This is a genomic window from Pseudomonas sp. ok272, assembly GCF_900109995.1.
In the GTDB taxonomy this organism is placed as follows: Bacteria; Pseudomonadota; Gammaproteobacteria; order Pseudomonadales; family Pseudomonadaceae; genus Aquipseudomonas.
In genome coordinates, this window is record NZ_FOCB01000011.1 from 124191 (window position 1) to 137080 (window position 12890).

The 12890-nt window shown below is 56.4% G+C and carries 18 protein-coding genes; 9 read left to right on the forward strand and 9 right to left on the reverse strand.

What is annotated here, in order from left to right:
• The 7 genes from BMW74_RS16865 to BMW74_RS16895 form a co-directional block, all read right to left on the reverse strand.
• A complete protein-coding gene (locus BMW74_RS16865; protein ID WP_093423716.1) occupies nucleotides 1-603 on the reverse strand; it encodes a terminase small subunit in 603 nt (200 codons plus the stop codon).
• Between the two features lie 146 nt (nucleotides 604-749).
• Entirely contained in the window at nucleotides 750-1094 is a 345-nt protein-coding gene (locus BMW74_RS16870) for a phage holin family protein (RefSeq protein WP_093423720.1), read from the reverse strand.
• Nucleotides 1095-1621: 527 nt separating this feature from the next.
• Nucleotides 1622-1987 (reverse strand): PA0613 family protein, encoded by a 366-nt coding sequence (locus tag BMW74_RS16875; RefSeq protein WP_093423723.1) that lies wholly within the window; start codon nucleotides 1985-1987, stop codon nucleotides 1622-1624.
• Nucleotides 1980-4196 carry a VapE domain-containing protein gene (locus tag BMW74_RS16880; RefSeq protein ID WP_093423726.1) on the reverse strand — a complete coding sequence of 739 codons (2217 nt, stop codon included), beginning with the start codon at nucleotides 4194-4196 and terminating at the stop codon, nucleotides 1980-1982. Before BMW74_RS16880 ends, BMW74_RS16875 begins: the two co-directional genes overlap by 8 nt.
• A complete protein-coding gene (locus BMW74_RS16885) occupies nucleotides 4186-4413 on the reverse strand; it encodes a TraR/DksA family transcriptional regulator (protein WP_093424022.1) in 228 nt (75 codons plus the stop codon). Before BMW74_RS16885 ends, BMW74_RS16880 begins: the two co-directional genes overlap by 11 nt.
• Nucleotides 4406-4924 (reverse strand): phage regulatory CII family protein, encoded by a 519-nt coding sequence (locus BMW74_RS16890; protein WP_175479243.1) that lies wholly within the window; start codon nucleotides 4922-4924, stop codon nucleotides 4406-4408. The genes BMW74_RS16885 and BMW74_RS16890 overlap by 8 nt, the downstream gene beginning before the upstream one ends.
• A 333-nt stretch (nucleotides 4925-5257) precedes the next feature.
• Nucleotides 5258-5488 carry a hypothetical protein gene (locus BMW74_RS16895; protein ID WP_093423732.1) on the reverse strand — a complete coding sequence of 77 codons (231 nt, stop codon included), beginning with the start codon at nucleotides 5486-5488 and terminating at the stop codon, nucleotides 5258-5260.
• Nucleotides 5489-5587: 99 nt separating this feature from the next.
• Here BMW74_RS16895 and BMW74_RS16900 point away from each other — a divergent pair, with 99 nt between their 5' ends.
• Nucleotides 5588-6235: a LexA family protein gene (locus BMW74_RS16900; RefSeq protein WP_093423735.1), complete on the forward strand. Its 648-nt coding sequence runs from the start codon at nucleotides 5588-5590 to the stop codon at nucleotides 6233-6235.
• A gap of 40 nt (nucleotides 6236-6275) precedes the next feature.
• Here BMW74_RS16900 and BMW74_RS24910 read toward each other — a convergent pair whose 3' ends face one another.
• Nucleotides 6276-6872: a HEPN domain-containing protein gene (locus BMW74_RS24910; protein ID WP_139208422.1), complete on the reverse strand. Its 597-nt coding sequence runs from the start codon at nucleotides 6870-6872 to the stop codon at nucleotides 6276-6278.
• 1 nt (nucleotide 6873) lies between these two features.
• Nucleotides 6874-7908: a GmrSD restriction endonuclease domain-containing protein gene (locus BMW74_RS16905; RefSeq protein WP_139208423.1), complete on the reverse strand. Its 1035-nt coding sequence runs from the start codon at nucleotides 7906-7908 to the stop codon at nucleotides 6874-6876.
• Between the two features lie 184 nt (nucleotides 7909-8092).
• On the opposite strand from BMW74_RS16905, the gene BMW74_RS25255 reads away from it, so the two are divergent.
• The 8 genes from BMW74_RS25255 to BMW74_RS16945 all read left to right on the forward strand — a co-directional run bounded on the left by BMW74_RS25255 (nucleotide 8093) and on the right by BMW74_RS16945 (nucleotide 12890).
• Nucleotides 8093-8269: a hypothetical protein gene (locus BMW74_RS25255; RefSeq protein WP_175479244.1), complete on the forward strand. Its 177-nt coding sequence runs from the start codon at nucleotides 8093-8095 to the stop codon at nucleotides 8267-8269.
• Nucleotides 8266-8856, forward strand: a complete 591-nt coding sequence (locus BMW74_RS16910; protein ID WP_093423743.1) for a hypothetical protein — start codon at nucleotides 8266-8268, stop codon at nucleotides 8854-8856. The genes BMW74_RS25255 and BMW74_RS16910 overlap by 4 nt, the downstream gene beginning before the upstream one ends.
• 9 nt (nucleotides 8857-8865) lie before the next feature.
• Nucleotides 8866-9150: a phage antirepressor KilAC domain-containing protein gene (locus BMW74_RS16915; RefSeq protein ID WP_093423748.1), complete on the forward strand. Its 285-nt coding sequence runs from the start codon at nucleotides 8866-8868 to the stop codon at nucleotides 9148-9150.
• 158 nt (nucleotides 9151-9308) lie between these two features.
• The gene (locus tag BMW74_RS16925) at nucleotides 9309-9626 is read left to right on the forward strand and encodes a pyocin activator PrtN family protein (RefSeq protein ID WP_093423757.1); all 318 of its coding nucleotides are present in this window, start codon (nucleotides 9309-9311) and stop codon (nucleotides 9624-9626) included.
• Between the two features lie 50 nt (nucleotides 9627-9676).
• The gene (locus BMW74_RS16930) at nucleotides 9677-10093 is read left to right on the forward strand and encodes a hypothetical protein (RefSeq protein WP_093423761.1); all 417 of its coding nucleotides are present in this window, start codon (nucleotides 9677-9679) and stop codon (nucleotides 10091-10093) included.
• Between the two features lie 67 nt (nucleotides 10094-10160).
• A complete protein-coding gene (locus BMW74_RS16935; RefSeq protein WP_093423764.1) occupies nucleotides 10161-10418 on the forward strand; it encodes a hypothetical protein in 258 nt (85 codons plus the stop codon).
• A complete protein-coding gene (locus BMW74_RS16940; protein WP_093423768.1) occupies nucleotides 10415-11437 on the forward strand; it encodes a DNA cytosine methyltransferase in 1023 nt (340 codons plus the stop codon). The genes BMW74_RS16935 and BMW74_RS16940 overlap by 4 nt, the downstream gene beginning before the upstream one ends.
• 259 nt (nucleotides 11438-11696) lie before the next feature.
• Nucleotides 11697-12890 carry a tyrosine-type recombinase/integrase gene (locus BMW74_RS16945; protein WP_093423771.1) on the forward strand — a complete coding sequence of 398 codons (1194 nt, stop codon included), beginning with the start codon at nucleotides 11697-11699 and terminating at the stop codon, nucleotides 12888-12890.

Genomic DNA, 12890 nt, shown 5'->3' on the forward strand with positions numbered 1-12890 from the left:
TCAACTCGGGGTCATGGCGTGCTCAAGGTCCGCCGACGACAGACGCTCGGCTTCTGTCAGGGTTCGGCGGATGGTGGTGGTCAGGTGTTTCTCGATTTCCCAGGGGTCGGTCATGGCGGCCAGTTCGTGGGACAACTGGGGCAGCGGGCCGAACAGTTGATCGCGCAGCAGGCGCCCAGCGTTGTAGGCGCCGGTCTCGACTGCGACTCGGTTGACCAGCGAGCCCTGGGCCTTGCGCAATTCGATTTCGGCGAGCTGCGCCATGTTGTGTTCACGCAAGGCCCGGGCTTTCTGGAAGTCCGGGGTCTTGCCGTCTCCGTTATTGGCCTGCTGCGGCGCAGCCGTGGGGGTCGGTTCGACCTGGGTTGAGAGTTGGCTGTAGACGTCGCGCTGGACCCGCTCCTGCTGATGGCGAGCCGCGACGGCGGCCTTGCTCGGGTCGGCGGTTTCGAGAATCAGCGCTTCGGTGGCCAGGACATCGACTTGCTTGCCGTTCGGCGTCAGCACCAAGCGGTTGTTGTCTTTGAGCCAGGTGATGTAGCTCGGCGTCCTGCCGATGCGCGCCGCGAAGGCGCTCTTTGACAGGTAGATTGGATCTGTCATGGAGCCCTCCTTTTCAACGGCTTTTCAATGAAGACCTTTCAATTTCAATGCATTGAATTTCAGTAAGCTGGGAGCCCAGCCGCTAACGCTTTCCCGCGGGTTTCATGCCCCGTGCCCCTTGAATAACCCCAGGGTCCCCGACGGTTTCAGGGCTGGCCGCCGCTGTTCGGCGGCACATCGCACACCCCTAGCCGCTTGGCTGCCCAGCGTTCGTAGAGGCCGATGGCGACATCCGCCCCTGCCATCGCAGTGAGGCATCCAATGCTTCCCGCCGCCAGGACCGACAGTCCCGATGCGTGCAGCAGCATCATGGTTGAAAGCCCGCAGACCACGCAGGCCCCCGACCGTAACAGCAGCCGTCGAACCAAAGACCAGCCGCTCACCCCCGCCTTGTCAGCCCGCCATGCCTCACCGGATATCCCACCGACCAGGGACAGGACAATCACCATCCAGATCGGCATCTCTATCAGCGTCTGTTGCTCATTCGTCATCGCCCTACCCCATAAACGCAAAAACCCGGCGCAATGGCCGGGTTCAGTGTGGTGGTGAGTGCCGCTCTCTGCGGCCGCACCTATCGAAGATGACTACTTTTTACAGGTCGATTCCGGTGGCAGCAAGCGAGTTTTAATGCCACCGCGCAATACGGGTACAACGTGGGTGCAATACAGGTACGACGCAGGTACAACACATCAATTCGGCTATCGCTTTTAATGCGCTGTCCTACCTGTCCCACTATTCAGGATCAAGGCAGGACAGCTACAGGCGCCTAAATTCGGGGCTCTGCCCTACTGTCCTACCTTATTTAACTTTCTCTTGTGTATAGAGAGAAAACTAAAAACACGCATTCGCGCCGTAGGCGCGAACACCTGCCCGCTGCGCTCATGTGTGCATGACGTGGGTGAAGGTTGGACAGTAGGACAGCCCGCCAACGGCGCGGCCTGCACCTGTCCAGCTGCACTGAATGACAGTCGGACAAGGCCGGACAGTAGGACAACACCAGACGGATTGCTGCCCAAGGTCATGCCGCAATCCCAAGCAGCATGCCAGCGATGTGCAGATGCGCCTGATGCAGACGTTGATAGTAAGTATCGCGGCTGCACCCGCAGTGGGTGTACTTCTGCGGGAGAAAGCTCTCGTGATTGCAGTAGTGTTCCCACACAACCAACGACAGCTCCGGCGCCAGGTGTTTGTTGACGATCAGCTCAATATCCGCAGATTCATCCAACAACACCCGACTGCCGCGAGTCCCGCGTATTAGCTCGCCCTTGCACTCCATCAGCATTGCGATCATGTTGCCGCCGCTCGCACCGCCGTAGGTGTCGGGCATCGGCGAGTGCAGATCCTGCGCCCATAGCTTGAGCATCTCATCGATTCGCCTAATCAAAGCACGGCTCCTCTATCGGATCCTGCTGCAAGGCCGGGGCACGGCCCCAGGTGGCTGGCTTCTGATAAGCCCACTGCCGCACACCGCTTTTGGCCAGCGCCGGCATACGCTTCTTACGCCAGCCCAGGCGGTGCATGATCGCACCCACGCGCATCTGTTCCGGCTTGCCCCAATGGCCGAAGTCCAGCTTCAGCGCCTGGGTTAGGACCTCATTGCCGGTGGCGGTCTCGCCGATCTGCGACTCCTCCAGCCAATTCAGGATCAGCCCCTCCCACTCATCCACCACAAAGCGCTCGTCCTGCGCCTCGACGAACATCCAGGACTCGTCCTTGGTCACCCACCAGATATCGCCGGCATTGAAGCAAAACACCGCCTCAGCCCATAGCTGATCGCGGATCTCCCGTAACTTATCCAACTCGACCTTGTTGCAGAACACCGGCCAGTAGCGCCGGTTGCCCGTGGCATCCTTGAGGTATTCCTCTTGGTTGGTAGTGCCCACGAACACACACTGGCGTGGCACGTCGTTCGTTCTGCGGCCATAGCTTTCGCGGTAAGTATCGGTGGAGGCGGAAAAGAACTGTTTGGCCTTGGTGCTCTCGGCCTTGTTGAAACTGTCCAGCTCCCCCAGCTCGACAATCCACTTGCCGCGAATCGCCTGGAAGCTGTCCTTGTCGCCCAGAGCAAAGGGTGTGTCCATGAACCACTCGCCGCCGAGAATCCCCATCGCCGTGGACTTGCCCTCGCCCTGCATACCTTCGAGGATCATCACTGAGTCAGCCTTGCAGCCAGGGCGCATCACCCGGGCCACCGCCGAGATCAGCCAACGCTTGCCGACCTTGGCCGAGTAGTCGCTGGCCTGCACACCCAGCACATCCGTCAGCCAGGAATCCAGGCGCGGGACACGATCCCATACCAGCCTCTCCAGGTACTCACACACCGGATGAAACGCGTGGTCATGGGCAACCACACTCACGGCCTCGACCACATGGGACGCCTTGACCCGCAGGTTGTACTGCTGCGCGAGCCACTTCATTACCCGCATGTCATCGATGTCGGCCCAGTCGCCCGCACCGCCACCATAAGGGGCAACCCGCAACTTGATGATCTTCGAGCTGAACACGCTGTAGCCGATCACCCCAGCCCACCGCTCATCATTCCCCAGAATCAACTCCACGTTCTGCATATGCGCAATCAGCGCCCCGCTCTCACTCCGAGCCAACTGATCCTTCCAGCCACCCGCAGCGGGCGGCTTGACCACCGACAGCACCTGACGACGCACCGCCTCCAGCCCTTCGGCCACATGCAGGTCATTGAAGTCGGTCCACTTGATCTCGCGCTCGCCAGAGAAGATCGGTGCAACCACCTGGCCACCGACGATCAACGCCGCGTTGCTGGCCTTCTCCTCACCGGGATTCCAAGGCTCGCCATTGGGCCGCTTGGTCTTCCAGTCATCGTCGCGACAGATGATCAGCGGGCAACCAGGAAAACGCTCGCGCATGGCCTTGGACACCGGCAGCAAATTACCCGCATCGAAGGCAACCGCCACTGCCATCGACGTGGCCATGTGCAGGCTGGCGCCCGTGGCATACCCCTCACACACCAACACCGGCTCACCGGGCTCCGGGTGGCCACCGATCAAGTGAAAGGCGCCCTCCTTCGACATCCCGTACGGCCAGTAAGCCTTGTCCCGCCCGGTGTCTTCCTGCTTCTCGGGAAAGATCACCTGTAAGCCAACGATCTGATCGCGCACGTTGCTCATCGGCACCAACACCGCGCCCGTGCGCGGTGCGTATCGAACCTTGAACCCAACGATCTGCTTTCGATCCAGATAAGCGCTCTTGCCCTTGTCCGGCATGCGCTGGAACAACCCCGATGCTCGGCTGGCCGCTCGACGTGCCGCACTGGCCGCAATCTCAGCCGCCCGGCGCTTGGCCTCCTCCTGCCGAGCGCGCATGACCTCACGCTCCTCTGGCGTCATGCGCCCAGCCTTGACCTTGATCTTCTGCGACTCACCGGAACGCCAATCACCGAAACTGCCGAAAATCAGGGTTTCGTTCTTCTCGGTGCGATGCTCATGCACCACGTACCAGCCATTCTTTTCCTTGCCCTTGTCCTGCGTGGTCTTGCAGCGGGTCAACTTGCCGAAGGTCAGCGGCTGCGCAGGCTCAAGGCCGTAGTCCGCAAATTGATTGAGTACTTCATCGAGCATAACGAGCCTCCATCTGGTCATTCTCAGACTGACATTCAAAGCAGCGGGTACAGCCCGATTGGGCCAATCGACGGACCTCGGGGATGGGCTCATCACAGTCGAGGCAGATCAAGAAAGAATGGGTAACAGCCTGGGACTTGGAAGCATTGCGAGCAGCCAACGCCTGGTCGATGCGTTCCTGCACCAGGTCATTCGCGAAGTCAGCGATATCAGCCATGCTCAGCACCCCGCGTCGCCTGATTGACGTAGCAGGCGCGATTGAGCATCCCCAACAAGCCCTGAATCCCGCGAAACACCTGCAGGCGAATCTCGGCCAGCTCGTGATCGCTCACCACCCCGTCGCCAATGCTCTTGGCCCAGGTATCTGCCAGATCGGCCACCTGCCGAAAGTACGCGGCAATCCCGGTGGTCAACGTCTCGGGCATGTCGTTGGTATAAGCTTCAGCCAGCTCCTGCCAGATCGTATCGCCGACCAGGGCATGCACGGCATCGAGAATGCGGCGGTCTTTGGTCAACTCCAGGATCTCGCCGAACTCTTGAATGTTGACCGTGTGGCTGGGGTGCGTGGGTGAGAGTTTGTGCTGCAGTGTGGTGGGATTGCGGCCGGTGGTGGCGGCGATGGCAGCGGCGCCACCGGGATAGTCCCGAGCAGCATGGTAGAGCGCCAAATCGAGCGGCAGGATTTCCCGCTGTGCTCGATCAACGCAACTCAGAGCGATTCGGCTCATGGCATTAATCCTTGTAAGTTGCCAGTGCCGCGCGACATGCAGTGGTGATACATTTGCCGCGTGGCTTGAAAGGGCCCAAACGCCGGCTAGATCCTCAAGATCAAAACCAGCACCGTGCCGGGGCGAACAATCCGTTGCTCACCCCTGGCGCAACAGCTGCCCCTATCTGTGGTGGAGAAAGGCAGCAACACCAAGGCATCCGTGCCTTGGAAAGCGCGGTAACGGTCGACGGTTCGCATGTGGTGTGCCCGTCTATCATTACCGCGACCCGACAGCGCTGTGGTGGTGCGTGCCGGGAGGAACTAGGCGACCTTTGAGTCGCCTTTTTTCTTACTAAGCTGCTTTATTCAAGGTGGTCTCGGTGATACCGAAATGCTCCAGGACTTCAGCAAGTGAAACGCACCCTTCGCTTTCCCGGGTCAACGACTTGATCAAAGAGACGCTGGGGTCTTTGCTTGCATACTTAACGTGAAGGCGTAGGTAGCTCACGGCAATGCGGCATCGCTCGGCATACGCCGTGAGTGCCTCGGAATCCAAACGGTTGATGTAATCACGCAGCTTCATGTGGTGTACCTCCTGATACGCAATTTAACCAATAGGGTTAATTTTTTCAACACCTTTTTGGGCATTCACCCATAAGGTTAATCAGGCCAGAATCGGCGCATGAAAATCTCAGATACCCGCCTGCAAAATTTCCGAAGAGTCTTGGCCGAGAAAAAGCTCCGCCTGACTGATATCGCCGACCGCATGGGCAAAGCCCCTGCCCAGGTGAGTGCGTTCGGAGGGAAGAACCCTACGAAAGGTATCGGCGATCAAATTGCGCGTGAGATTGAGAAAGCGTTGGATCTTCACCAAGGCTACCTCGACATGCCCTACGGCTTGGGCGAATTCAACAACGCTACGGTGCTTAGCCACACAGGGCGTAAATTACCAGTGATCGGATCAATCGCAGCCGGTGCGTGGTGTGAGTCTCATGGCAGTTTCGACCCGAGGGATGCTGAAGAGTGGATTGATGCACCAGGACCTGTCGGCCCGCGAGCATTCATTCTTCGTGTTGAGGGGATAAGCATGGAGCCAAAATTCGTAGAGGGAGACAAGGTTGTTATTGATCCCTCACTTGAGGCATTGCCGGGACATTTTGTTGCTGCCAAACGGACAAGGGATCAAACAGCTACACTTAAGCAGCTAAAGCAAGAAGGGTATGAGCAGTATCTTTTCGCAGTGAATCCAGATTGGCCGGAACGCATCATTCGGATGACTGAGGAGTGGAGCATATGCGGGCGTGCACGTTGGAAAATATCCGATCTTTGACTATTAAGCCCGGCCGCACAAGTCAGGCCGGGCACTACCACTAGGAGGCTTCCTTCCTCTTACTGTCAACCGCCTTATACACCGCCCTCATATAAACAATAAATATATCAACATATGAGACAAGATCAGAAAAAGAAATATCGGCCGCCCTATCATTATGATGGACTATATTATTTCGCTTTGAGACAACCGCCTCCACAACACTCTTATTGCTATTAAACTCAGGCGCCGACAGCAAATTAACCCCAAGATACCTAAAGGCAACTATAGTTCGATACGGATTTGCAGAAATCGTATCAGAAATTTCTTTTTTCGTAACTGAAAGATCTATATTAGAAAACCTTAAATCCTTTTCCTTATGATCCTTACTCATTTTCCAGATGAAATAATTCAACGGAAGATCAGCAGACTTAACCCGAGCACTTACCTCTCCAGCATAACCATAGGCTAGATCTTGAAGGAATGATTCAAGGTACGTGCATATACTGATCATGTAGGATTTAACGAAAAAATTCACATTATCTATAAGTAATGAATCTGGATTAGCACTCAGGACTCTTGACTCTGATTCCCTAATAATACCTCTCAAAGAATTATATAGCTGTTCGTATTTCTCCGTTAACGATTCATCAACCATACTAAATCGCCCCTAAAAACTCACGCCAGAGGTGTCTTCTTTTCAGCAATGAAGACTTCTTCTGCAGCCCGCCAGACATTGTGCGCCGGAACGATTCGGAATTACAGAGTTCTTCAAAGGCAGCGCGAATCTTCTTTGCTTTCCTATCGACCACACTCTGGCTCAAGAGGCCAACCGTAGGCATCAAAAGATCGTAATAGACCAACCCTTGTTTCGCCAGTTGTCGCGTTGTGTCGCAGAAAACATAATCACCAAAAACCTTTTCACACTTCTTCAAAGCGCCCAAATACAACTCACGTAGTACTTCTACATCTGCCTCCTGAAGTTCAGCCTTATCTTCCATATAATCATCCAAGAAGATTTTCAAATTCCCTTCATATTTATCAAACTTTTCATGAAACGCAAAAAATCTTAAAACCTGCTCTTCAGATTCTCGACCATCCTTCTTCCGAACTCCGCTCTCCCCCATACCGAAATTTTTAATTATAGGTGTTTGACTTAACTCAATTACCAAATTATCCATTCGTCCAGGATAGATAGCGTGCCTGATTTCTTGAGCGGTCAATTCAACCGCGCCTTGGTTCAGTCGAGAAAAAATTTCACGGATCAGACTTTTGGGATTTTCCTTCCTGAGAACTATGCATCTAATGGTTGTGGATTCCAACTCTGAACGATACTCCCCTAACTCGGAAAACTTTTTCCCTTCCAGATTTTTGAATGCTGTCAAGCCTTCTAACGCAAACCCATCCTTAAAAAAGTGATTGATTGTTGTCAAACGTTGAACACCGTCTATTACCAAATGCTTTCGCTCTTCATCTTCAGCGAAATAACAAGATGGCAATGGTATACGCATCAAACAGGATTCTATAAAACGAGATGCTCTGACCCACCCACCATTGTCCCACTTATATTTCCTTTGAAAATCAGGATCCAAAATTAGCTTAGGGGGACTTGTATTCATTCTTTGATGCAATGTTTCAAAAGGATAATCAATTGGGTACAAATTGAGAGTTTTGTCATCGGGTTGAGAAGCCACTGCATCATCCTTTTGCTGTATCAGAAAGGTAAAGCTCTCACGCTACCAATATGCCATCACCATGTACACCCTGAAAAATCTGCATCCTCTCAACCCAAGAAAACCTCAAAGATTGTTTTTATTGACTTGTTAACCTTTTAGGTTATTTTTATCTCACTCTTCCACCACAGAGCGAGGCGACACCATGCACACCACAGCCACCCTGCACGTCCACCCGACCGCTGCTGACCCGTTCCGCATCTTCGAGATCCGCCGCCTGGCGCGGATTTGCGGCTGCACCTTCATCGCGTCCAAACCCAAGCCGAAGCAGCGTACCGCACCCACCCCATTCGACCCGAACGGCGGAGGGCACGCAGCATGAGCAAGTTCAAGATCGACAACCGCACCCTCACCTTGCTCAGCGCCCAGGTCAACCTGAGCGAAACCTTCAACCACGTCCTGCGCGCCACGCCACAACGCCAGGCGTTGGCCCTACGCCTGAAGGTCGAGCGCAGCAAAGTAGACACGCGCTTCACCGTTGAACTGGGCAGCGAACGCCACACGTTGACCCTGGCCAACAGCAAGAAGATGCACCTCAAGCTGGCCGACTTCATCGAAGAGATCGCCAACGGCCCGACTGATCACAGCAACCCGGTCGAGCCGTCGTCATTGCCCCATGCAAACCGCCGCTACGGCGCCTTCGAGATCGAGCACAAACAGCAAGTGTTCGACCTGGTGTGCACCGGCGGCGCGATCAGCCTCGACCTGGGCTTCGAGCTGCCCATCCAACTGGCGATCCACCGCAACAAAACACGGGCCGGCATCACCACCATCATGAGCATCGGCGTCAAAAAGCCACGCACCAAGTGCTTTACCGCCTACGGCTCCGACGTCGAGGTGTACGCCATGGTCGCCGAATCCATCACCCACCTGGCTGCTGCGGCGACTCCTACCGCGCACGCCGCCTAGGAGGTCACCATGGAACGTAGCCTGGAAAAAGCCGCGAAGTACTTCGGCCTCACCCGACCCAAGCTGATCGCCCTCATGCGCGGCAAAGGCCTGCTCGACGACCGCAACCTGCCGGCATTCCCGGTTCGGGATCGCGAGTATCTGCGGATCAAGGATGGCACCTGGTACCACGAAACGGCCGGCATGCAATACAGCCAGTCGACCAAGGTCCGGCAGGCCGGCATGCGCTGGCTGGCCGAACAGCTGGGGCTCGAACTGCCTGCCATCCCGGCCGACCGTCGTGACGTGGCCTAGGGAGTACGCCCGCCAGATCGTCGCCATGCGCACACGCGAGGAGCGCAATGCCGCGCTCCTCGAAGTGCCGGAACATCTGCGCGAGCTAACCAAACGCCACTGCCTGAACGCCTGGAACCACCCGTCACGGTTAAATCGCAAGGAGGCCGAGCAAGCCAATGAGTCACACCAACCAAACACCACTGCGCCTGCTACCCGCGCCGGATAGCTCCACCGTCGAGATGCTGCATCACCTCTTCGGCGACGTACTTATCCCCCTGGAAAAGCTGCGCGTGCACTACTTCAAGAACCTCAATGAAAAGACCTTCACCGAGGCGATCAAGAACGGTCGGATTCAACTGCCCGTGACCACCCTCGACCAGAGCGTTAAGGCGTTGCGGTACGTCCACATCAAGCACGTCGCCGCCTTGATCGACATCCAGGCCTACAAGGCGGACGAAGACATGCCACGACCACCCAGCGAGCAAGACAACTAACCGAGAACAGGCTGCCACCACCAGCCAACAAACCACCAGGAGCACACCACATGACCACCATGCAAATCTGCGCACTCATCAGCACCATCATCGCGGCCGCTCTTCTCTACTGGACCGGCTATCGCGGAGGACTGGTCGACGGACGATACGAAGGCAAGGAAGAAGGCAAAAACACCGAACGCGCCGACAACGCCAAGACCATCAACGAACTGAAAGCCTCCCTCCAGTTCATTCGCGGCGATCACCAGCGCCTGGCCCAGTTGTGCAAGCAACTCAAAACCAGCCAGACCCTGAGCCCGGACAACCACGAGAATCTGCTGGCCATCGCTGAAAAGCTCAAGCTCGCTGCCGACACCTTCCGCGCTGTGAACTCCCAGTGCCAGGCCACACAGGCCCTAGCCCTACGCAACAAAGCCCTGAGCATGGCCGCGCAACTCGAACCAGCCGCACAGGAGGACGCCGCATGAGCTGGCTCCTTACCCACGCCGGCAAGCACTTCGACCCACTCGCACTCGAACACCGGAGGAAAGCGGCATGAAGACCGACCAGAACAACACCGAGGCCTTGCCCGCGTTGCTCCGCGCCACCGCCAGCGTCGACGCGCTTGTAACAAACAGCCTCTGCTGCGCAGCAGCAGGCATTACTGCCCTTCCCCAAGCCACCGCTAAGGCACGTATACCCCACGAAAAGCTGCGCGGGGCAGCCACACCTGATGCAACGCTATTCGCTCAGGATAGCCCGCTCGCGCAGCCTGTTGTGGGGTATATGCATCAGTTGCTGGAGGCAAAGTGAATGAGCTGGCTCTTTTCGCAGGCGCTGGTGGCGGAGTACTCGGAGGCCACTTGCTGGGCTGGCGCACCGTCTGCGCCGTTGAACGTGATGCCTACGCCGCACAAGTTTTGGCGCAACGACAAAACGATGGAGCCCTCCCACCTTTCCCGATTTGGTCTGAAGTGTGCAGTTTTGACGGAAGACCATGGCGAGGCCTTATTGACGTCGTTTCGGGCGGGTTTCCCTGTCAGGACATTTCCTCCGCCGGTAGCGGCGGAGGAATCGATGGGGCTCGATCGGGCCTTTGGCGGCAGATGGCAAGAATTATCCGTGAGGTACGACCTAGATTCGTCTACGTGGAAAACTCACCAATGCTTGTGGGCAGAGGACTTGCCGTGGTCCTCGGTGACCTTGCCGAAATGGGGTATGACGCTCGGTGGGGCATTGTTGGAGCGGCAGACCTCGGGGCGCTCCACCAGCGCGATCGTATCTGGATTGTGGCCAACGCCAACGGTACACGGCAATCACAACCAACCAGGTGCGAGCAAGAACGCGGGCTGGGGATTGAGCAGTGCAGTGAAGCTCTGGACAACGCCGAGCGCGAGCGACAGCACCAGAGGGGGGCAGATTACCAGCAACATGTCGGGCACCAGCCTCGCACAACAGATCAACACCCCGGAGCGCTGGCCAACGCCAACGGCGACAGACAGCACTCGCGGTGCGTCACCAGCAGACAGGCTACGCAAATCCCCAGGGCTGCCAGCTGCGGTTGTGATGTGGCGGACTCCACAAGCCAGCGACTCCAACAAATGGAGCAACCAGAGCCTTGCAGAGCGCCAGGCGAAGGGTCAACAGATCCGTCTCAATACACAGGTCTCGCCAGGCGGTGGCCAGGGTGGCCAACTGAACCCTCAGTGGGTCGAGTGGCTGATGGGGTGGCCCATCGGGTGGACCGAATTAGGGCCCTTGGCAATGGACAGGTTCCAAGAGTGGCGGCAGCAGCATTCATCCTCCTTACAGAACGCGTAAACAGCGCTTAGCCAAGAGCATTGCCGTTGTGACGTGTATGACCAACAACCACTTTCTCCCGCTTCGTACGGCATGGAGCATCACCATGGCAGTAGCCGAACAGATTGATGAAAGCGTCATGGGCGACAAAGTGCCCGAGGCAAAGATGGCCGAGATCCTCGGGACAACCATTGCCGCACTTCGCTCGAAACGTGCTCGAAACCAGATCCCCCTCGGAGTCTGGAACAAGCACGGCAGCAGGATCCTCTATAGCATCAGGAGATACTACGAATGGCTCGAAAGTCAGTGGGTATGCCCGCAGGAATGGACATCCACCACGGATCAATCCGCATCCGCTTCATGTGGAACGGCAGCCGGCGCAGCGAAACGCTCCCCTATCCCCCGACACAGAAAGGCTTCAAATCAGCCGCACAGGTTAGTGATCAGGTAAACAGCCTGATCAAACTGGGACTGCTCGACGACGATAAGTACGCCGAGCTGTTTCCCAGCTCTATCAACGTTGCCGGCGGGAAAATCAATTTCGGCGAATATGCGCAACTCTGGCTCGATAGTCGTGCAATTGTTGGCGGGACTAAGCTCGGCTACAAGAGCGCACTGAACCTGTACTGGATGCCTGCCCTGGCGTTGGTACGGATCGACCTGATCACAACCACGTTGCTGCGCCGCACGATGGCAGGCATCAAATGGTCATCGCCGGCGGTCAAGCGTAATGCCCTAGTCAAACTGTCGACACTCCTCAAGTCAGCGGTGTCGGAAGAACTCCTGGCAAAGAACCCGGCAGCGCCCCTGGAGCTTCCAAAGCGTAGCCGCAAAGAGATAGCTCCGTTCACCCTTGACGAGGCCAACGCCATCATCAAGAAGATGTACCAGCACGAACACTGGCCAAGCACTATCTATGCAGCTTTTTTCGAGTTTGTATTTTTTACGGGCCTACGACTGTCTGAAGCCCTGGCGTTGCGGTGGGATGCTGTGAGCATGGAGAACAGAACTGCCCACGTATGTCGTGGGATTGCCCTGGGGGAGGTAGTGGAGCGCACGAAAACCGGGGCTGATCGCTTTGTCCTACTCAACGAGCGGGCACTGCACGCCTTACAGTTCGCGAAAAAATATGCAGAACGTCGGAAAAAGGGTGCTGGAAAGATCCTTGAAACCCCCTACATCTTCCCACCGTCCAAGAACAGCGAGTATGTGCGGCAGACGTCTGACCTACACAAACAGTGGAAACCAACCCTAAAGGCATTGGGGATGCGACACAGACCACCGTACAACTGTCGTCATACCTATGCGACAATATGCATTATGTCTGGCATGAACCCCGCATTCATTTCCCAGCAACTCGGCCACAGTGTCCAGATGTTGCTGTCTACTTATGCGCGATGGATCAACTCAAGCTCAGATTGGAGCGAACTGGAAAAACTCCAAATTGGTCCCAAATTGGTCCCAGCCCAAATCAGCGCAACCTAA